This is a genomic window from Photobacterium sp. NCIMB 13483, from assembly GCF_003025475.1.
Classification (GTDB): Bacteria; Pseudomonadota; Gammaproteobacteria; order Enterobacterales; family Vibrionaceae; genus Photobacterium; species Photobacterium piscicola.
Genome location: NZ_PYLV01000008.1, coordinates 76,335 through 95,957, shown reverse-complemented (window position 1 = coordinate 95,957; position 19,623 = coordinate 76,335). Strand labels below are relative to the sequence as shown.

The 19,623-nt window shown below is 39.3% G+C and carries 19 protein-coding genes; 13 read left to right on the top strand and 6 right to left on the bottom strand.

Annotated features, from left to right (window positions below; translation table 11 throughout):
- Positions 1-160 precede the first annotated feature (160 nt).
- The 5 genes from yqfB to rplT all read left to right on the top strand — a co-directional run bounded on the left by yqfB (position 161) and on the right by rplT (position 3,870).
- Positions 161-487 (top strand): N(4)-acetylcytidine aminohydrolase, encoded by a 327-nt coding sequence (gene yqfB, locus C9I86_RS08665; protein ID WP_107276156.1) that lies wholly within the window; start codon positions 161-163, stop codon positions 485-487.
- Positions 488-687: 200 nt separating this feature from the next.
- Positions 688-2,619 (top strand): threonine--tRNA ligase, encoded by a 1,932-nt coding sequence (gene thrS, locus C9I86_RS08660; protein ID WP_107276155.1) that lies wholly within the window; start codon positions 688-690, stop codon positions 2,617-2,619.
- A 3-nt stretch (positions 2,620-2,622) separates the two neighbouring features.
- Positions 2,623-3,174 (top strand): translation initiation factor IF-3, encoded by a 552-nt coding sequence (gene infC, locus C9I86_RS08655; RefSeq protein ID WP_080156593.1) that lies wholly within the window; start codon positions 2,623-2,625, stop codon positions 3,172-3,174.
- A 101-nt stretch (positions 3,175-3,275) separates the two neighbouring features.
- The gene (rpmI, locus tag C9I86_RS08650) at positions 3,276-3,470 is read left to right on the top strand and encodes a 50S ribosomal protein L35 (RefSeq protein WP_005367387.1); all 195 of its coding nucleotides are present in this window, start codon (positions 3,276-3,278) and stop codon (positions 3,468-3,470) included.
- 46 nt (positions 3,471-3,516) lie between these two features.
- The gene (gene rplT / locus C9I86_RS08645) at positions 3,517-3,870 is read left to right on the top strand and encodes a 50S ribosomal protein L20 (RefSeq protein WP_036795101.1); all 354 of its coding nucleotides are present in this window, start codon (positions 3,517-3,519) and stop codon (positions 3,868-3,870) included.
- A gap of 109 nt (positions 3,871-3,979) precedes the next feature.
- On the opposite strand, the gene C9I86_RS08640 is transcribed toward rplT, so the two are convergent.
- The 3 genes from C9I86_RS08640 to C9I86_RS08630 form a co-directional block, all read right to left on the bottom strand.
- Positions 3,980-4,462 (bottom strand): GNAT family N-acetyltransferase, encoded by a 483-nt coding sequence (locus tag C9I86_RS08640; RefSeq protein WP_107276153.1) that lies wholly within the window; start codon positions 4,460-4,462, stop codon positions 3,980-3,982.
- A gap of 152 nt (positions 4,463-4,614) precedes the next feature.
- Complete coding sequence (locus tag C9I86_RS08635; protein WP_080156591.1) at positions 4,615-4,866, bottom strand: phenylalanyl-tRNA synthetase subunit alpha; 252 nt, start codon at positions 4,864-4,866, stop codon at positions 4,615-4,617.
- Between the two features lie 179 nt (positions 4,867-5,045).
- A complete protein-coding gene (locus C9I86_RS08630) occupies positions 5,046-5,318 on the bottom strand; it encodes a hypothetical protein (RefSeq protein ID WP_080156590.1) in 273 nt (90 codons plus the stop codon).
- 294 nt (positions 5,319-5,612) lie between these two features.
- Between C9I86_RS08630 and pheS the strand changes: the two genes are divergently transcribed.
- The 6 genes from pheS to btuD all read left to right on the top strand — a co-directional run bounded on the left by pheS (position 5,613) and on the right by btuD (position 12,954).
- Positions 5,613-6,596 (top strand): phenylalanine--tRNA ligase subunit alpha, encoded by a 984-nt coding sequence (gene pheS, locus C9I86_RS08625; RefSeq protein ID WP_080156589.1) that lies wholly within the window; start codon positions 5,613-5,615, stop codon positions 6,594-6,596.
- Between the two features lie 20 nt (positions 6,597-6,616).
- Entirely contained in the window at positions 6,617-9,016 is a 2,400-nt protein-coding gene (pheT, locus tag C9I86_RS08620; RefSeq protein ID WP_080156588.1) for a phenylalanine--tRNA ligase subunit beta, read from the top strand.
- 457 nt (positions 9,017-9,473) lie between these two features.
- Positions 9,474-9,770, top strand: coding sequence for an integration host factor subunit alpha (gene ihfA, locus C9I86_RS08615; protein WP_036795089.1), 297 nt, complete (start codon positions 9,474-9,476; stop codon positions 9,768-9,770).
- Positions 9,771-9,990: 220 nt separating this feature from the next.
- Positions 9,991-11,052: a succinylglutamate desuccinylase gene (locus tag C9I86_RS08610; protein ID WP_107276152.1), complete on the top strand. Its 1,062-nt coding sequence runs from the start codon at positions 9,991-9,993 to the stop codon at positions 11,050-11,052.
- A gap of 99 nt (positions 11,053-11,151) precedes the next feature.
- Complete coding sequence (btuC, locus tag C9I86_RS08605; protein ID WP_080156586.1) at positions 11,152-12,144, top strand: vitamin B12 ABC transporter permease BtuC; 993 nt, start codon at positions 11,152-11,154, stop codon at positions 12,142-12,144.
- Between the two features lie 42 nt (positions 12,145-12,186).
- A complete protein-coding gene (btuD, locus tag C9I86_RS08600) occupies positions 12,187-12,954 on the top strand; it encodes a vitamin B12 ABC transporter ATP-binding protein BtuD (protein WP_107276184.1) in 768 nt (255 codons plus the stop codon).
- 85 nt (positions 12,955-13,039) lie between these two features.
- Here the strand turns inward: btuD and C9I86_RS08595 are convergent, their stop codons facing one another.
- Both C9I86_RS08595 and C9I86_RS08590 read right to left on the bottom strand, forming a co-directional pair.
- The gene (locus tag C9I86_RS08595; RefSeq protein ID WP_080156585.1) at positions 13,040-14,698 is read right to left on the bottom strand and encodes a putative transporter; all 1,659 of its coding nucleotides are present in this window, start codon (positions 14,696-14,698) and stop codon (positions 13,040-13,042) included.
- A gap of 296 nt (positions 14,699-14,994) precedes the next feature.
- Complete coding sequence (locus C9I86_RS08590; RefSeq protein WP_080156584.1) at positions 14,995-15,618, bottom strand: thiol:disulfide interchange protein DsbA/DsbL; 624 nt, start codon at positions 15,616-15,618, stop codon at positions 14,995-14,997.
- A 235-nt stretch (positions 15,619-15,853) separates the two neighbouring features.
- Between C9I86_RS08590 and yegD the strand changes: the two genes are divergently transcribed.
- Positions 15,854-17,206 (top strand): molecular chaperone, encoded by a 1,353-nt coding sequence (gene yegD, locus C9I86_RS08585; protein WP_107276151.1) that lies wholly within the window; start codon positions 15,854-15,856, stop codon positions 17,204-17,206.
- A gap of 74 nt (positions 17,207-17,280) precedes the next feature.
- On the opposite strand, the gene C9I86_RS08580 is transcribed toward yegD, so the two are convergent.
- Positions 17,281-17,592 carry a high-potential iron-sulfur protein gene (locus tag C9I86_RS08580; RefSeq protein WP_107276150.1) on the bottom strand — a complete coding sequence of 104 codons (312 nt, stop codon included), beginning with the start codon at positions 17,590-17,592 and terminating at the stop codon, positions 17,281-17,283.
- Between the two features lie 525 nt (positions 17,593-18,117).
- On the opposite strand from C9I86_RS08580, the gene dtpA reads away from it, so the two are divergent.
- On the top strand, positions 18,118-19,596 hold the full coding sequence (gene dtpA / locus C9I86_RS08575; RefSeq protein ID WP_080156581.1) for a dipeptide/tripeptide permease DtpA: 1,479 nt from the start codon (positions 18,118-18,120) through the stop codon (positions 19,594-19,596).
- Positions 19,597-19,623 lie beyond the last annotated feature (27 nt).

Sequence of the window (19,623 nt, the reverse complement as noted above, 5' to 3'; positions counted from 1 at the left end):
GTTGATGAAATTAAAGGATATATTATTTTTAATATTAAAGGTTTAGTATTGTTGCTGTTAATTTAATGTTTATTTTCTTTCGCTTTGCTATTGCTCGTTTACTTTTGAACATAAGTGGTTACTCTATGCCGAAATTTATTAGGTAATAAAGGACACCATAATGAGCTCGACTATAATCCCGACGGAAATAACATTTTTCTCACGTTTTGAAAGTGACATCTTGTCAGGAAAAAAAACAATCACTATTCGTGATGAAGCGGAAAGCTATTATGTTCCAGGTACGACGGTTGATGTATCGACATATGAAGAGGGGCGTTGGTTTTGCCGCTTAAATATTTTAACCGTTGAGCCAATCGCATTTAATGATCTTAATGATTTTCATGCACAACAAGAAAATATGACGTTACCTGAGTTAAAAGCAGTGATTAATGATATTTATCCTGGTATCGAAAAGTTATATGTTGTGAATTACGCCTTAGTAAAATAGAAAATATAAAAAAGTAGGGTGATCCTTTGCAATATCTTGTTACCGTTTGTATAGTGTCCCCCTGTTTTTACCTTAGCATGTAGCTCTGTATTGCGGCATCAAAGTAAAAACATTTTTATTAATAGAAAGCTTCTCTTAAAAGCTTTATTAACTCAACATGTGCTACTTGGTGTGTGGCACCACTGTTTAAGGATATTTAAATGCCAGTTATTACTCTTCCAGACGGTAGTCAACGTCAATTCGATGACGCTGTATCAACTATGGACGTTGCACTTTCAATCGGTCCTGGTCTTGCGAAAGCAACCATTGCAGGACGTGTTGATGGTGTTCGTGTTGACGCATGTGATCTTATCGAAAACGATGCGAGCCTAGAAATCATTACAGTAAAAGATGATGTTGATGGTCTTGAAATCGTTCGTCACTCATGTGCACACTTGCTAGGCCATGCAATTAAACAATTGTACCCTGAAGCAAAAATGGCGATCGGTCCGACGATTGACAATGGTTTTTACTACGATATCGATCTAGAGCAATCTTTAACACAAGAAGATCTTGATGTTATTGAAAAGCGTATGCTTGAATTAGCAAAAACTAAATATCAAGTAGTGAAGAAAAACGTAAGCTGGCAAGAAGCGCGTGATGCGTTTGATGCACGTGGCGAAACGTACAAGAGTGAAATCCTAGATGAAAACGTTGCTCGTGACGATCGTCCAGGTCTTTACCATCATGAAGAATACATTGACATGTGTCGTGGTCCACACGTACCACACATGGGTTTCTGTCAAAACTTCAAACTATTAAGTGTTGCTGGTGCTTACTGGCGTGGTAATAGCGACAATAAGATGCTTCAACGTATCTACGGTACTGCATTCCACGATAAGAAAGCCCTGAAAGCGCACCTAACGCGTTTGGAAGAAGCGGCAAAGCGTGATCACCGTAAGATTGGTAAGCAACTTGATCTGTTCCACATGCAGCAAGAAGCACCAGGTATGGTATTCTGGCACCATAACGGTTGGACTATCTTCCGTGAGCTAGAAGTATTTGTTCGTGAAAAATTGAACGAATATGATTACCAAGAAGTAAAAGGTCCATTAATGATGGACCGTGTGCTTTGGGAGCGTTCTGGTCACTGGGATAAGTATGCAGAGGCAATGTTCACTACAAGTTCTGAGAACCGTGAATACGCAATTAAGCCAATGAACTGTCCTGGTCACGTACAGATCTTTAACCAAGGCCTTAAGTCATACCGTGATTTACCGTTACGTATGGCTGAGTTTGGTTCTTGTCACCGTAATGAGCCTTCTGGTTCACTTCACGGTATTATGCGTGTTCGTGGTTTCACCCAAGATGATGCGCATATTTTTTGTACAGAAGCACAAGTACAACAAGAAGTTACATCTTGCATCGAAATGGTGTATGATACTTACAAGACATTTGGTTTTGATAACATTGTTGTTAAATTATCGACTCGCCCAGAAAAGCGTGTAGGTTCTGATGCAATGTGGGACAAAGCTGAAGCCGATTTAGTTACCGCGCTTGAATCAATGGATATTCCATTTGAAATTCAAGAAGGTGAGGGTGCATTCTACGGTCCTAAGATCGAGTTTACACTTCACGATTGCCTTGATCGCGCATGGCAGTGTGGTACTGTTCAGCTTGACTTCGCATTACCTGAGCGTTTAGGCGCTACATATGTAGGTGAAGACAACGAACGCCATACACCGGTTATGATTCACCGTGCAATTCTTGGTTCATTAGAGCGCTTCATCGGTATTCTTATCGAAGATTACGCAGGCTTCTTCCCAACATGGTTGGCGCCTCAACAAGCTGTAGTGATGAATATTACTGACTCTCAAGCAGAATATGTGCAAGAAATTGTAGAAAAATTGAAAAAAAGTGGAATTAGAGTCAATGCGGACTTGAGAAATGAGAAGATTGGCTTTAAAATCCGCGAACATACTTTGAAGCGAGTGCCTTTTATGCTCGTTTGTGGTGACAAAGAAGTCGAAGCAGGCGTAGTAGCAGTTCGTACTCGCAAGGGTAAAGATTTGGGTAAATTTAAGATTGATGAATTAATTGCATTTATGCAAGAAGAAATCAGCAATCGTAAGCTCAATGTTGTGGAGGAATAAGGTATTAAAGGCGGAAAAAGAACCCAAGCACCAGTTAAGCAAAACGCGCATCGTCTGAATGAAGAAATTCGTGGCGTACGTGAAGTTCGTCTAACTGGCCTTGACGGCGAATCAGTCGGTGTTGTTTCTATTGAAGAAGCAATGAATGTTGCTCTTGATGCTGGTGTGGATCTAGTTGAAATTAGCCCTAATGCCGAGCCACCAGTCTGTCGTGTGATGGACTATGGTAAGTACTTGTTCGAGAAGAGCAAGGCTGCTAAAGAGCAAAAGAAGAATCAGAAACAAATCCAGATCAAGGAAGTTAAATTCCGACCTGGTACAGACGAAGGCGATTATCAGGTAAAACTACGCAACCTGAGTCGCTTTTTAGAAGAGGGCAACAAGGGCAAAGTCACACTACGTTTCCGTGGTCGTGAAATGGCCCACCAAGGCATTGGTATTGAGCTTCTTAATCGTATTAAGGCAGAACTTGAAGAGATTGCGGTCTGTGAAAGTTTCCCTAATCGTGTAGAAGGTCGTCAAATGACCATGATGCTTGCCCCAAAGAAGAAGTAATAACGGCATTCAAGTAGCTAAAAAGCGCTGCTTTAAGTAGCGCTTTTTGTTCGCCCTATTACTATGATTATTAACTATCAACAATGCGGAGTTATCATCTCATGCCAAAGATGAAAACAAATCGTGGCGCTGCTAAGCGCTTCAAAAAAACAGCTGGTGGCTTTAAGTTTAAGCACGCTACTAAGCGTCACATCCTGACTAAACGTACTACTAAGAACAAACGTCAGCTTCGTCCAAATGCAATCCTTCCTAAGTGTGAAGTGGCTGCAGTTGCTCGTATGCTTCCGTTCGCTTAATCGTTTTTAGTTTTATATTTTTTTTAATTTTAGTTAGGAGTCTCCTATGCCTCGCGTAAAACGTGGTGTACAAGCGCGTGCACGTCACAAGAAAGTTCTTAAACAAGCTAAAGGTTACTACGGTGCACGTTCACGTGTTTACCGCGTAGCTTTCCAAGCTGTTACTAAAGCTGGTCAATATGCTTACCGTGACCGTCGTCAGAAGAAACGTACTTTCCGTCAACTTTGGATTGCTCGTATCAACGCTGCTGCACGTCAAAATGGTATGTCTTACAGCCGTCTAATCAACGGTCTTAAGAAAGCGTCTATCGAAATCGATCGTAAGATCCTTTCTGATATCGCTGTATTTGACAAAGCTACTTTCACTGTTCTTGTGGAAAAGGCAAAAGCTGCACTGTAATTTATCAGTCTAGTTTTATGTTAAAAGGAGAGCCTCGGCTCTCCTTTTTTCGTATATGATGTTATTTTTTCTTCTTCTTCTCTATTCGCTAAACAAATATTTCTTTTTTCTAGAGCTGTTTTAACATCCAGACGTCACAACCGCCATGTTGAGTGCCTGTTAATGGCATATCAAGGTGAGTAAAGCCTAGAGCTTCATATAAGCGTATTGCAGATTGCATGCTCGATAGTGTATCGAGATAACATTCTGTAAAGCCTTTTGTTTGTGCGTATGTTAAACATTGAAGGGAAAGTTTTTTGCCTAATCCAAGTTTGCGCCCATCGGGTAACAGAAACAGTTTTTTTAATTCACATGTTGTTTTACTGTTATTGAAAGGAGCAATACCGCAGCCACCGACAAGTTTGCCATCAACCAAAGCCACTAAATATAAACTACTGACACCATCATGATAAAAGTGGCTCATATTTAACACTTCAGCATCTGATGGACCAAACCCTTCACCTACCGCTCCAAACTCAGCGCCGACTTGCTTAATTATTTTGCAGAGTTCCACATCAAAATCTGCGTTGATAGCGATCACATCAATATCCATGACTGGTGGTTCCTGTTATTGCTAATGGGGCTGGTGTTTTATAACCATATTGAAACTCATATTTTGCGTATGCAGAAATACAAGACATAAAAAAGCCAGTCATTTATATAGCAGAATGACTGGCTTTTAAAATAGAATCGAGTGGTTAGCGGTTATGCTCGCGCATAACGTTGATTACGCTTTTTGTTTGCTGTTGCTAGCGTTTTCAGTAAGAACGCTAGGAAAGTAACAAATAACGTATTGAAACCCATAAAGAACACAAGATTAATAAAATTAAAGCCGTCTTCTGGCGCAATCGGCATTGCTGATGCTAAGCCATAATTACCAAGCAGTAATAGGGCAGTACAAAGAATCGCTGCGATAGTTGAGATTTTAGATAGAGCGGCAAGATCTTGAGTATTCATTATGAAGTCCTAACATTGATTTTGATCATAACTTACACTGAAAAGAGTAATTTTAAAACAAAATTGATAAAAAATATCTGAAATGTAGGTGAGTTGGGTCGCATAACAAACCATATTTTTATATTTAATAATAACGTGGTTTGTTATGGCTTAGAAAAGGGAGTATTGAATGTGGATGTTTATTGGTGTTGAGCTAAATAAGCTTTCATTTGTTGTTTTGAATGTTTAAGGCCAACTAACAAATAAGCAAGAAAACCAACAAACATGAAATTAAACCCTACATAGTAGATTATATGAATGAAATCGATGTGTGTTTGATTACTTAGGTTATCTTTCATTTCAATTGGCATACTTGAGAACATGCCATAATTACCGAGGATCACCAGCCCAAAGCAGAGTAAGGATGCAAAAGTGCTCATTTTAATTAAGGCTGAAAAAGATTGGGTGTTCATGCTAATTATTCCAAATTAAATATAGCTGAAATTTACTTTTTTTGGCTTGTTTTAGAAAGAGAGAAAAATGGAATATAGGTGTGCGAAATCTGTTTTATAGTCAATCCAAATTATTTTCAGTGTGCTTAAAAAGTACAATTTCATATTTTAATGGGCAAAGACGTTTTTTTTTCGTCCAAACTTACTGTTTTATTACGATTCAATTTGGATTTAGACGCTGCTTTCTTTAGTATGTATCGTTATGCGATTTTATATCTCCCTTAAGGACGCCACCTGTGGGTGGATGAGGATACGATGCAACATCTAGACGAGATTATTGCCAACGCAACGGCAGCTATTGAGCAGGCTGATTCATCAGTCGCTCTGGACGAAGTTCGAGTTCAATTCTTAGGCAAGAAGGGTCATTTAACTCTTCAACTACAAGCCCTAGGTAAATTACCACCAGAAGAGCGTCGCACTGCTGGTCAAGAAATTAATAAAGCGAAACAAGTAGTACAAACATTACTTGTTGAGCGTAAAGATGGTCTACAGCGTGCAGAGCTTGAAGCAAAGCTTGCCGCTGAGACTGTTGATGTTTCTTTACCTGGTCGCCGTATTGAAAATGGTGGTCTTCACCCAGTGACACGTACCATTGAACGTATTGAAAGTTTCTTTGGTGAGCTTGGTTTTACAACTGAAGCGGGTCCTGAAATTGAAGATGCTTTCCACAACTTCGATGCACTAAACATTGCAGAAGATCACCCTGCACGTACTGATCACGATACGTTCTTCTTTAACCCAGATCTAATGCTACGTACGCATACTTCTGGTGTTCAGATCCGTACGATGGAAGCGGGTAAACCACCATTCCGTTTCATCGCACCAGGTCGTGTTTACCGTAATGACTACGATCAAACTCACACACCAATGTTCCACCAAGTGGAAGGTATGTTAGTTGATGAGAACGTAAACTTTGCACAACTTAAAGGTATTCTTCACGATTTCCTTTGCAATTTCTTTGAAGAAGAAGTTGAAGTGCGTTTCCGTCCTTCATTCTTCCCATTTACTGAGCCTTCAGCTGAAGTTGATGTAAAAGGTAAGAACGGTAAATGGTTAGAAGTACTAGGCTGTGGCATGGTACACCCTAATGTTTTACGTTCAGTTAACATCGATCCTGAGAAGTATTCAGGCTTTGCATTTGGTATGGGCGTTGAGCGTCTAACTATGCTTCGTTACGGTGTTAACGATTTACGTGCGTTCTTTGAGAACGATTTACGTTTCCTTAAACAGTTCAAGTAAGCACTAGGGGCTAGAAAACTATGAAATTCTCTGAATCTTGGCTACGCGAGTGGGTTAGTCCTGCAGTAAACAGCGAAGAACTAGCTCACCAAATCACAATGGCTGGTTTGGAAGTTGACGGTATTGAAGCAGTTGCTGGTGAATTCACTGGCGTTAAAGTAGGTCAGGTTGTTGAGTGTGCTCCACACCCAGACGCTGACAAACTACGCGTAACAAAAGTTGATATTGGCGCTGAAGAGTTGCTAGATATCGTTTGTGGCGCATCTAACTGTCGTCAAGGTATCAAGGTTGCAGTTGCAACTGTTGGTGCTGTTCTGCCTGGTGATTTCAAAATCAAGAAGGCAAAACTACGTGGTCAACCTTCTCACGGTATGCTTTGTTCTTTCACAGAACTTGGTATTGATATTGAATCAGATGGCATCATGGAATTAGCAGCAGACGCTGTTCTTGGTACTGATTTCCGTGAGTTCCTAGGTCTTGACGATGTTACTATCGATGTAGACCTAACGGCTAACCGTGCTGACTGTCTAAGCATTGCTGGTCTTGCTCGTGAAGTTGGCGTATTGAACCGCGCTGAAGTGACTGAGCCTCAGTTTGATATTATCGCACCAACAGCGGCTGATACGATTTCAATCGAAGTTAAAGCACCTGTTGCATGTCCACGTTACCTTGGCCGTATTGTTCGTAATGTTAATGCGCAAGCTGAAACACCATTATGGATGCAAGAAAAACTACGTCGCTGTGGTACTCGCTCAATTGATGCAATCGTAGATATCACTAACTACGTATTGCTTGAAATGGGTCAGCCAATGCACGCTTTTGATCTTGCTAAGATTGATGGTGGTATTGTGGTTCGTATGGCAGAGCAGGGCGAAAAGCTGACTCTTCTTGACGGCAACGAAGCGGAATTAAACGACAATACACTAGTGATTGCTGATAACAAGCAAGCACTAGCGATTGCGGGTATTTTCGGTGGTCAATTCTCTGGCGTTAATGCTGAGACTAAAGACGTACTACTTGAGTGTGCATTCTTTGCACCTGATGCGATCCGTGGTCGTGCTCGTAGCTACGGTCTACATACTGATTCTTCTCACCGCTTTGAGCGTGGTGTTGATGCAACACTACAAATGAAAGCAATGGAGCGCGCAACTGCACTTCTTGTTGAAATTTGTGGTGGTGAAGTAGCACCAATCGTTGAAGCTGAATCAGAAGCTGATTTACCTAAAGCTGCAACAATTGAACTACGTCGTTCTAAATTAGATCGTCTATTAGGCCATTCAATTGCTTCTGAAGAAGTAGTAGAAATCCTAACGCGTCTTGGCTGTGATGTTGAAACAACAGATGCTGGCTGGAAAGCAACGGCACCTGCATGGCGTTTTGACATGGCAATTGAAGAAGATTTAGTGGAAGAAGTGGGTCGTATTTTCGGCTACAACAATATCCCTAATCAATCGCCTGTTGCTGCACTTAGCATGAACTTACATAAAGAAGCGAATTTACCGCTTAAACGTGTACGTGATTTGCTTGTTGGCCGTGGTTTCCAAGAAGCTATTACTTACAGCTTTGTAGAGCCTGAGCAACAAAAACTTATCGTGCCTGAAATTGAACCATTGATTCTGCCATTCCCAATTTCTGCGGATATGTCAGCAATGCGTTTGAGCTTATGGACTGGCCTACTAAATACAGTAGTATTCAACCAAAAGCGTCAACAGCCACGTGTGCGTTTATTTGAAGCTGGTTTACGTTTTGTACCTGAGCAAAATGCTGAAAACGGTATGCGTCAAGATATGATGCTTGCAGGTGTTATTGCTGGTACACGTAGTGATGAGCATTGGGACATTGAAACTAACACTGTTGATTTCTTTGATCTTAAAGGTGATTTAGAAGCCGTTCTTGAGCTAACAGCAAAAGATAGCTATAGCTTTAAAGCCGCTAAACACCCAGCACTTCACCCTGGCCAAACAGCAGCAATTGTTGTTGATGCCGGTCTTGAAACTGAGCGTGAAGTTGGCTTTATTGGTACTGTTCATCCTGAGCTTGAGCGTAAGTTTGGTCTTAATGGCCGTACTATTGCGTTTGAAGTTGAGTGGGATGCTATTAATAAGCGTGACTTACCAGAAGCAGTAGCACTGTCTAAGTTCCCTGCTAACCGTCGTGATATTGCTGTTGTTGTTAATAATGATGTAGCTGCAAATGATATTATTGCAGCATGTCGTGATAACGGTGGCGAGTTATTAAGAGCAGTTAATCTGTTTGACGTTTACACTGGCAAAGGTGTTGATGACGGTCAGAAGAGTCTTGCAATTGCGTTAACGTTGCAATCAACTGAACGTACATTAGAAGAAGCTGATATTGCAGCAGCAGTAGAAAGTATTGTTAATGCATTGGCTGAAAAATTTGATGCATCACTTCGTGATTAAAAAAACATCATAATTAAATTTAAGTCTTTGTTTTCGAAAAGCAGCCTTTAGGGGCTGCTTTTTTTTGATCTAGATCTAAAAAATAATAACAGTTTGATAAATAGTTATATTTTCTATTTGAGCGTTATGAATTAGAGTTTTTAACTATATATCTTTAGTTTTTTAGTGATTTAGCACTGTTGAGTATAAAAACAAGATCAACTAGATGCATTGTTATAGTAAAATTTAGCAACTAAAATGGTGTTATTTGACATGAAGTTAACGTAAAAAAGTTGGCGAAAATCAGCGAGTTGGCTTAGACTGAGTCTAGTTAATAGTGAGAGGGATAATATAGTCCCGTAGTTTTGAATGTTTAAAATTACATCTCTAATTAACATATACCTTATTCACAGTGGCATACTTTTTATATTGTAGGTATGGACACTATCTATTCAACATAGTCTTGAGGGAGTTATCTATGGCGCTCACAAAAGCCGATTTGGCTGAGAACCTGTTTGAAAATGTTGGATTAAGCAAACGGGACGCCAAGGATACGGTGGAAGTCTTCTTTGAAGAAGTTAGGAAGGCTCTAGAAAATGGTGAGCAAGTTAAATTATCTGGTTTTGGTAATTTTGATTTGCGTGACAAAAATGAGAGACCTGGAAGAAACCCTAAAACAGGGGAAGATATTCCTATCTCAGCACGCCGTGTCGTTACATTCCGTCCTGGTCAGAAGCTGAAGGCACGTGTCGAAAGTTTAGAAGTTAATAAATAAATCTTTCACAAGTTTGCTGATCCGAACCGAAACCCAAGTAAATGTATTTTTGCTTGGGTTTTTTATTATCTTATTTTTGCGATTGTGTTGATGGGAGGGCTATATTGAGAGAAAGGGACATTGAATAATTAGAATAGTAGTGGTGGTTATTATAAGGATGAAAGAGAGAGCAAAGATAAGACGAAGGATTGTTTAACATAATGAACATGGAGGTAGTGAAATGACATTAATTGAGCAGATCAAACGAGGGCGATTCCTTGATGCGACGTGTGATTTCTCGCAACCATTTATAGCGGAAGAATGGACATTAGATTCTGGGTTGCATTGTCAATTGTTGTACCGTGGTGTATTACAGATCACGCCAAGGGAGCTATCGAGTGATGCAAAAGATATTGTGTTGTCTTCTGGTATCCACGGTGATGAGACATCACCAATAGAACTTATTCAGCAAGTTGCCTCTAGTATCTTACTTGGCCATATTCAACCCATGCACCGATTATTATTAATTATTGCTCATCCTGAGGCTGTTAATTATCAGCAACGTTTCATGACTGAAAATATGAATCGTTTGTTCCAAGTAAGAAATCCTGAACGAAATAATGAATGCTGCATTGCTAATGCGCTGCAATTAGCCATCAACAGCTTCTATGGTGCTTCTATTGCCATAAGGCCAGAACGATGGCATCTTGACTTGCATTGTGCTATTCGCCCCTCACAACACGACACCTTTGCTATTAGCCCTTATACGGATAAACAGACGCGCAGTAATAAATTGTTTAGTTTTATTCACCATGCAAAACTTGATGCGGTATTGTTGTCTAATACACCGTCACCGACTTTTGCTTGGTACAGTGCTGAATATCATGGTGCACAAGCACTTACAGTAGAACTTGGACGAGTGGGTAAGATTGGGCATAATGATTTTACGTTATTAGCACCATTTAAAGATGCGATGCTGCAATTAATTACTGGTGCGGCTTTACCTATTATTTGGACCAGTGAAGTTGCGGTGTATCAAGTCAGTCGCACTATTATTAAGCGTCACGATGATTTCTTTTTTACCTTTAACGATGATGTCGCTAATTTTACTTTTTTTGCAGAAGGCGATGATTTTGCAATTGAAGGCGATCAAACTTATAGCGCAGCTACTGGTGGTGAGGCGGTTGTTTTTCCTAACCGACATGTGATCCTTGGACAGCGAGCTGCATTGATGGTTAAGAAAGCGAATTTGATCTTTGATGAGCAAGTGCGAGTTTGTGCTATAGCTAACACATCATATTGATAACTACCTTTAATGCTTCTCTTTTTCCTCTATTTGTTTGCATTATAATATCGGCTATGTATGGTATTTAGCCTTATTCTTTGAGCGTAATAAATATTGATGTTGTTAAATGAATTATTATCCCGACAGCAACGACGATGGCGTACCTGTTTGATTGTGTCGTCGCTGCTGTTAGTGGTTATTTGTGTGTTTGCTGTTGCTGTTGGTGAAGTCTGGATTTTACCGTGGGCTCCGAATGGCGCACTTGAGCAACAATTATTATTACAATTACGAATACCACGCGTATTAGCCGCCTTAATTGTTGGTGCGGCATTGGCAAGTTCAGGGGCGGTATTACAAGTATTATTAGGTAATCCATTAGCAGAACCTGGTGTGTTAGGTATTTCGGGTGGTGCCAGTCTGGCCGTAGTGCTATTACTTTTTGTGACCGCTATTACACCAACGCCTTTTATTACCATGATGGCAGCGATGGCTGGCGCGTTATTGTTTACTCTTATTCTCGTTGGCTTTTCACGTCGCCAAAAAATCTCAATGGCGCGCTTATTATTAATTGGCGTTGCGCTTGGTATTTTATCAGGGGCAGTGGTGACATGGGCGTTTTATTTCAGTGATGATTTAAGTATGCGCCAATTGATGTATTGGTTGATGGGCAGTGTTGGTGGTGTGAGTTGGGAGCAATTGTCACTCTTATTTGTGATTGTGCCAGTATTGATCGTGCTTTGTATGCAAGGTAAATCATTGGATGTGATGATGCTGGGTGATGTGACTGCGCGGCAATTAGGCGTCGATGTTAGACGTATTCGATGGTTATTGATTTTGATGATCTCGTTATTGGTGGGCTGTTCGGTGGCACTTGCTGGGGTGATTGGGTTTGTTGGTTTAGTTGTCCCGCACTTATTACGGTTACAGTTTGGTACTGAAAATCGGTATTTACTGCCTCTTTCTGCTATTTGTGGCGGCATATTATTAGTATTAGCTGACACCTTATCACGAGTATTATTAGCTGACGCAGATCTACCTATTGGAGTGGTGACAACGTCACTAGGCGCACCCGTGTTTATTTGGATGCTGATGCGTTCGCAGTTGGATTAAATTATGGCAACAAAATTGGATAATGACGCGAGCTCGACATCAATGACTGTCGTTTTAACTGCTCAAAATATCGCTTTTGTGCCACGGTTGTTACCGTTGTCATTAACTCTTTATTCTGGGCAAATCACGCATGTTATAGGGCCTAATGGTAGCGGTAAGAGTACAGTACTCTCTATTTTATCAGGATTATTTGATTATAGTGGTCGTATTAAATTACTGAATATTGATTTGGCGGATTATGATTTGCCATCGTTAGCACATGTTCGTAGTTATTTATCACAACAAGATAAACCCAGTTTTTCTATTCCTGTATTTCAATATTTATCTTTGGCGGTTTCTGCTTTGCAGAATGTTGACATGACGCAATTGCAACTGGCATTAGATGAAATATGTCAGCGTCTAGATATTCAAGATAAGTTATCACGCAATATTCAACAATTATCTGGTGGTGAATGGCAACGAGTACGACTTGCCGCTGCATGTTTACAAGTTTGGCCAACGATTAACCCCCAAGCAACGCTGTTATTGCTTGATGAACCTGCTGCCGCTTTAGATATTGGTCAAGAAGCGGCGATGTATCAATTAGTTCGAAAAATGTCACAGCAGGGTATTACGGTTGTTATGGTGAATCATGATCTCAATCGAACCTTACGTGAAGCGGATAATGTGATGTTGCTAGATCAGGGACGATGTGTTGCGTTTGGTAGTGTTGAGCAGGTTATGACTGTTGAGAGTTTACAAGCGGTGTTTAAAACCAGTATTGATAAAATAGATCATAATGGAAGGCCATGTCTGGTGTTTATTGATTAACTGAAGTTATCTAATGATGTAATTTTTTCTGGAATAAGTAACAGCCATTATCGTCTGAATACTAACGATAATGGCTGTTTTTTTGTTATCCAATCCAGAGTAGGATAGCCAGTATTTGCGGTGATAAAATACGTAAACACATAACGAGTGGATAAACGGTAGCATAAGAAAGTGCCGCAGCACCATTACTAGGATGCAGTCCATTTGCAAATGCTAGTGCTGGTGGATCTGTCATTGATCCGGCTAACATGCCACACATAGAAAGGTAGTTAAGTTCACCAAATATACGCGCAATACAGCCTGTAATGATTAAAGGAATGAAAGTGATTAAGGCACCATAAGCCATCCAACTAAAACCATCTCCATTGACCAAAGTGTCAATGAAACCACTGCCTGATTTTAATCCCACTACCGCCAAGAATAAGACAATCCCTATTTCACGTAATGCTAAGTTAGCGCTAGGTGGCATAAACCAATAAAGTTTACCAATGCTACCAATACGAGCCAGTATTAAGGCAACAATTAAAGGACCACCGGCAAGACCAAGCTTGAGTGCGGCAGGAAACCCTGGCAGATACAAAGGAATTGAACCTAATAAGATACCTAAGCCGATACCAATAAAGATAGGTAGCATTTGTACGTGTTGGAGTTTTTGTTCGGCATTACCCACCATGCCGCTTACGGCAGCAATAGCATCTTTACTACCAACAAGGTTAAGAATATCACCAAATTGGAGTGATGTTTGGCTATTAGGCACCAATTCAACACCGGCTCGGTTAAGCCGAGAAATCACCACATCATATTTTTCTTTTAATTCCAATTCACGAATTTTTTTGCCTAATACAATTTCATTCGTGACCACTAAACGTTCAACTTGTAAATCAGTACCTTTTGTTGAAAGGGAGATATCAACAATATCACCAATCACTAATCGTGCTTTCTCAAGAGCCACTTTTGTACCCACTAAATGTAATACATCGTTGAGTTCAATCGTGGTTGATTCTTTAGGTATCGACAGTTGATTACCTCGTTTTAAGCGTGAACAAATAATAGCGCCTTCGGTGATCGCTGGAATTTGAACAAAGGTAAGGCCATTTAAATTAGGATTGCGAACGGCAACGTTGAGCGTTTGTAAGCCTTCTTTTTTGTCACCACTGTTAGAGTTGTAAACCATTGCTTCTTTATCAATATTAACTTTAAATATTAATCGTAATAGCCACATTGTGATAAGGATGCCACAAATACCAAAAGGATAAGCGACGGCATAGCCCATACCGGTTATATCTAATAAATCAGTAGAAACACCAAGCTCTGATAGAATTTGTTGTCCTGCACCTAATGCTGGCGTATTTGTGACAGCGCCAGAATAGATACCCAATAAAATGGGGAGTGGTACATCAAAAACAATATAAAGCATGATTGCGACGACACAACCTAATAATACGACCAGTGCTGCAAAACCATTGAGTTTTAAACCAGAACTACGTAAAGATGCAAAAAAGCCAGGTCCAACTTGAATACCAATAGTGTAGACAAATAAAATCAAACCGAATTCTTGAATAAAATGTAAAGTATGTGCATTTAAAGTGATGCCCATTGTTTCGGTATAATGTCCGACAATAATTCCGCCAAATAATACGCCACCAATACCTAGACCAACGCCTTTAATGCGCCAGTTTCCCATCCATAAACCGAGTACGGCTACCAGTGATAATATACTGATAGATAAAGCAATATCACTCATAACAAGCACCTCCTTGTTAATGTTAAAAATCCATTTATACCTATTATAATAAGCACCTATATTTGTACGACAAATTAAGGGTGAATGTTATAGCTTTTTTATGAAAATGGGGTGGGGTATGAAGAATTAACTGCAAATAGAATGATGGAGTGATATTTAAAAAATATTGATGGCGAGATTATTAATCTTAGGGTAAGTGGTTTATGACTTCACACTGTTTTTATTCGTTATTCTTCTGTTTTTGAATAAAAAAATACCTGCCAATGGCAGGTATTTATAACACAATATTTAAATGATTATTGTTTGTTCTTTAGATAATCAATGGTGTTTGCTAAATCTTGTAGGTTCTTATGAGCGCTGGTATTTACAAGATATTTGCCATTGATTAGGAAGGCAGGTACTGACTCTAGCGCTGCATTACGGACAATATCTTCTGACTGTTGGAACATCTTAAAGACTTCTTTTTGTTGAGCTTCTGTTAACTCATAAGGGCTTTTTAGTTTGTTATCATGGAAGATCTTATCAATAGCAGCTTTACGTTGATCTGCTGTCATGTCTTTTGGTGAGTCTTGCACAAACGCAAATAATTGCTCAACTAATGCGTGGCTTGGGTTGTTATCTGTTTGTACCATTGCGGCATAGAAGATGAAGGCGGCTTTTTGAGCGCTTTCATTAAAAATAACGTGAACTTGCTTAATATTGCTATTCGTTAATTTTTTGATTTCTGGAAGAATGCTTTCCATTTTACGGCAATGACCGCAAGAAAGAGAAAAAATTTCGGTGATGCCCTTCATTTCAGGCATAGGTGTTGGGATCACTGAGTACTGATCACCTTCTTGTGGTGTTTTTGAATCAGAACAGCCAGATAATGCAAAAACAGTAAAGAGTAGAACAAAAAAAGCTTGATAAATACGTTTCATGTTTCGGTACTTTTATAAATAAGAATTATTCCATTATGTCGATAATTTATGATAAATGCATCGATAAAATGATAAAAACTCATAAAAAATGTGCCACTTAATTGATTTGTGTACGAATGTTAAACGTTTATAGGTGCCGAGAGGTTATCTAATATTAAGCGTGAATATCTCCGTGTGTTGCGCCTTATAATCAGCTATTATTAGCGGCTTTTTTGCCGCATGTGAGTGTTAATCGATGTACATTGGATTTGATTATGGAACCGCGAATTGTTCGGTTGCAGTGATGGAAGATAGTAAGCCTAAACTTTTACCGTTAGAGAACAATAATCAATATATTCCGTCGACCTTATGTGCACCGACACGAGAAGCTGTGTCTGAATATCTGTATCGCTTTATGGGGGTTTCACCATCAAACAGTGTTGGTGAACAAGTTTTACGTCGCGCAATGGCTTTTAATCGAGAAGAAGATATTGAGGTTGTTGCTGGCGATGTACAGTTTGGACAGGCTGCACTTGATCTTTATCTTGATGATCCCGAAGAAGTCTATTATGTAAAATCACCAAAATCATTTTTGGGTGCCAATGGCTTACGTGATGGTCAAATTAGTTTTTTTGAAGATCTTGTTTGCGCAATGATGGTCAACATTAAACGTACGGCCGAGCAAAGTTTACAACAAGATATCAGCAGTACCGTTATTGGACGTCCGGTAAACTTTCAAGGGATTGGTGGCGAAAATGCTAACCAACAAGCAGAAGGGATTTTATCTCAGGCTGCAAAACGAGCTGGCTTTAAAAATGTGTGCTTTCAATTTGAACCTGTTGCTGCCGGGCTTGAGTATGAATCAACCTTAACCGCAGATAAAACTGTGCTGGTGGTTGATATCGGTGGTGGTACAACTGACTGCTCATTAATTCAGATGGGACCTAGTTTTCGTCATTTAACCGATCGTAGTTCAAGTTTATTGGCGCATAGTGGTCAACGTATTGGTGGTAATGATCTTGATATCCATTTAGCGTTTAAACAACTTATGCCTCAATTTGGTTTAGGCAGCAAAACGGTACGTGGTATTGATATGCCGTTTAATCAGTTTTGGAACCCGATTGCGATTAATAATGTTGCAGCACAGACTGAATTTTACGGTGATGCTAATTTACGTGCGCTAGAAAAGTTGCGTCACGATGCAGCTGATCCACAATTATTGTCACGATTGATTCATGTGTATCATGAGACACTTGGTTATCAGATTATTCGCCATGCAGAAGAGGCGAAAATTGCACTATCGAGCCAAGCTCACCACACGGTGAATATGGCATTGATGCAAGATTTATTTCATGTGGATATTTCAGCACAGCAGTTAGCAGAAGCAATTGAAACACCGAAAGAGAAAATGCGAGAGCTTGTCATTGAAGCGATGGCTCAAAGTCAAATTAAGCCTGATGCTATCTTCATGACCGGTGGTACTGCACGTTCACCTATTTTACGCCAATGCATAGAGCAACAGTTACCGAATATTCCTATCGTAAGCGGGAGCTACTTTGGTTCTGTAACGGCGGGATTAGCGCGTTGGGGTGAGCGTTGTTACCGCTAAACGAATAACGGTAATAATATAAAAATGCCTGCGCTATGACGCAGGCATTTTTAAATGATAACGGGAAATAATACTTATGCGGGTTTGGGTGCATAAGCTGAACACCAACCATTGATATTGACTGCTTTACCTGGGAATAGAGCACAAGGTTGCCAGTGATTATTATTGATACCATTGCGAATTAATAAGCAGTTTTTGCATTGCTGGTTCTTGACCGTCGATTTATTTACATATTTTAGTGCGACAGCTTGTGGGTTACTTTCTTCTAGATGAGGAAGATCCGCCGCATATGCTGGGCGTATAAGAAATTTATTCCCCATGGTTAATCCAATAATACCACTTGCAGTAAATTGCATAAAACGACGCCGTGATAATGTAGTTCGCATAATACTTACCTTATTCTTCATATTGAATATTTATATTGAGTAAAACTTAATAAGAGTAAAAATAAGTAACGCCATTAATCTAACAATATGACCTATATTCTCATTTTTAAATAATAGTATAGGAAGAGATAAAAAAGATTATAAAAGAGTCTATTTCTATTACCTTAAATAGAAATGATAATCATTGTTATTTGTAATAATTGTATTTAAATAAATGATAATATATTAAATTAATATTCGAACGATGTTTTAATGCTGTAATTGTATGTTTACAAAGAAATTAATAAAAATAACATATTGGTGGTATTTAATATTCCATTTTCGGTGTCTTTATTTATTGTTTTATTTCAGTCTTAATGTAAGAAAATGCATAACTATAATCTGTAGCTGCTTTTTATTTTATATTCATTACTAATAAAACGGTATAGCGTCATTATTCTTGTTATTTCACATTGGGGCGAAATAACACTAAGAAATATACGTGTTTAGATTAGTTTTACCTGAAACCTTTCAAGGAAACAGCATATGTCTGACGGGAACGTATTTAAACAACCAAAACCGTTCTATTTGATATTTTCAATTGAATTCTGGGAACGTTTTGGTTTCTACGGTATGCAAGCAATTTTAACTGTTTATATGGTTAAAATTCTTGGCATGTCAGAAACTGCTTCTTTTACTTTATTTGGTGCCTTTTCTGCATTAGTTTATGGCTCTGTTGCTATCGGTGGCTGGGTAGGGGATAAAGTTCTCGGAACAAAAAGAACCATCAGATTAGGCGCGATGGTGCTTGTTGTTGGTTATGCTTTATTAGGTTTATCTGCAACCAGTGGTTACGGTGGTTCAGATCTTATCTATATAGCAATGGGCTTTATTACCATGGGTAATGGCTTATTTAAGGCAAACCCTTCAAGTTTACTAGCAAAAGTTTATGGTAAAGACGATCCCCGCCTAGATGGTGCATTTACAATGTACTATATGGCTATCAACCTAGGTTCGTTTTTCTCAATGCTATTATCACCATGGATCGCAGAGAGATTTGGTTATGACTTTGCTTTTGGTGTGAGTGCTGCAGGCCTGGTTATTACTCTTATTAACTTCTTTATTAGTGGTCATATTGTTAAAACTATCGGTTCTAAGCCGGATATGAAGCCTGTTAACAAAACATATTACCTTGGCGTTGTTATCGGTACTATTGTATTAAGTTTTGTTAGCTCAGTATTATTACAGCACCTATTTTATGCACATGCTATTTTAATTGTTGTTGGTTGTACAATTGTTGGTTTGTACTTTAAAGAGCTATTCTCAACATCAGGTATTGAACGTGCAAAAATGTTCGTTGCCTTTATATTAATGCTACAAGGTGTAGTGTTCTTTGTTCTTTATTTCCAAATGCCGACATCACTGAACTTTTTTGCTATCCATAATATTTCTCATGACTTATTTGGTATCAGTGTTGCGCCTGAACAGTTTCAAGCACTTAATCCATTATGGATCATGATTGCCAGCCCAGTACTTGCGATGATTTACAATAAATATGGCGATCGTTTCTCTATGCCATTTAAATTTGCATTGGGCATGGTGCTATGTAGCTTGTCATTCTTAGTGTTAGTACTTGGTGCGCATTTTGCCAATAGCGATGGTATTGTTGATTCAAACTGGCTTATTGTTTCTTATGGATTCCAATCTATCGGTGAGTTATTCGTATCTGGTCTTGGTTTAGCAATGGTAGCTCAACTTGTACCACAACGTATGATGGGCTTTGCAATGGGTATGTGGTTCCTAACATCAGCAACTGCTGCGGTTGTTGCTGGTTGGGTTGCGACGCTAACTGCAGCGCCTGCAAACGTTATTGAACCGCATCAAACACTAATGTTATATAGCCATGTGTTTGGTATTATTGGTTACTCTACTGCGGGTATTGCTCTGTTCACTATGATTATTGCGCCTAAGCTAACACGTGTTATGCGTGGTGAAGATACACCAGCGGCAGTAACCGCAGCATAATCATAAGCTAATCTCATAAGTTAAAAG

Coding starts and splice junctions, on each gene's coding strand:
- yqfB (WP_107276156.1), top strand. CDS start 161: ATGAGCTCGACTATAATCCCGACGGAAATAACATTTTTCTCACGTTTT.
- thrS (WP_107276155.1), top strand. CDS start 688: ATGCCAGTTATTACTCTTCCAGACGGTAGTCAACGTCAATTCGATGAC.
- rpmI (WP_005367387.1), top strand. CDS start 3,276: ATGCCAAAGATGAAAACAAATCGTGGCGCTGCTAAGCGCTTCAAAAAA.
- rplT (WP_036795101.1), top strand. CDS start 3,517: ATGCCTCGCGTAAAACGTGGTGTACAAGCGCGTGCACGTCACAAGAAA.
- C9I86_RS08640 (WP_107276153.1), bottom strand. CDS start 4,462: ATGGATATTGATGTGATCGCTATCAACGCAGATTTTGATGTGGAACTC.
- C9I86_RS08635 (WP_080156591.1), bottom strand. CDS start 4,866: ATGAATACTCAAGATCTTGCCGCTCTATCTAAAATCTCAACTATCGCA.
- C9I86_RS08630 (WP_080156590.1), bottom strand. CDS start 5,318: ATGAACACCCAATCTTTTTCAGCCTTAATTAAAATGAGCACTTTTGCA.
- pheS (WP_080156589.1), top strand. CDS start 5,613: ATGCAACATCTAGACGAGATTATTGCCAACGCAACGGCAGCTATTGAG.
- pheT (WP_080156588.1), top strand. CDS start 6,617: ATGAAATTCTCTGAATCTTGGCTACGCGAGTGGGTTAGTCCTGCAGTA.
- ihfA (WP_036795089.1), top strand. CDS start 9,474: ATGGCGCTCACAAAAGCCGATTTGGCTGAGAACCTGTTTGAAAATGTT.
- C9I86_RS08610 (WP_107276152.1), top strand. CDS start 9,991: ATGACATTAATTGAGCAGATCAAACGAGGGCGATTCCTTGATGCGACG.
- btuC (WP_080156586.1), top strand. CDS start 11,152: ATGTTGTTAAATGAATTATTATCCCGACAGCAACGACGATGGCGTACC.
- btuD (WP_107276184.1), top strand. CDS start 12,187: ATGACTGTCGTTTTAACTGCTCAAAATATCGCTTTTGTGCCACGGTTG.
- C9I86_RS08595 (WP_080156585.1), bottom strand. CDS start 14,698: ATGAGTGATATTGCTTTATCTATCAGTATATTATCACTGGTAGCCGTA.
- C9I86_RS08590 (WP_080156584.1), bottom strand. CDS start 15,618: ATGAAACGTATTTATCAAGCTTTTTTTGTTCTACTCTTTACTGTTTTT.
- yegD (WP_107276151.1), top strand. CDS start 15,854: ATGTACATTGGATTTGATTATGGAACCGCGAATTGTTCGGTTGCAGTG.
- C9I86_RS08580 (WP_107276150.1), bottom strand. CDS start 17,592: ATGCGAACTACATTATCACGGCGTCGTTTTATGCAATTTACTGCAAGT.
- dtpA (WP_080156581.1), top strand. CDS start 18,118: ATGTCTGACGGGAACGTATTTAAACAACCAAAACCGTTCTATTTGATA.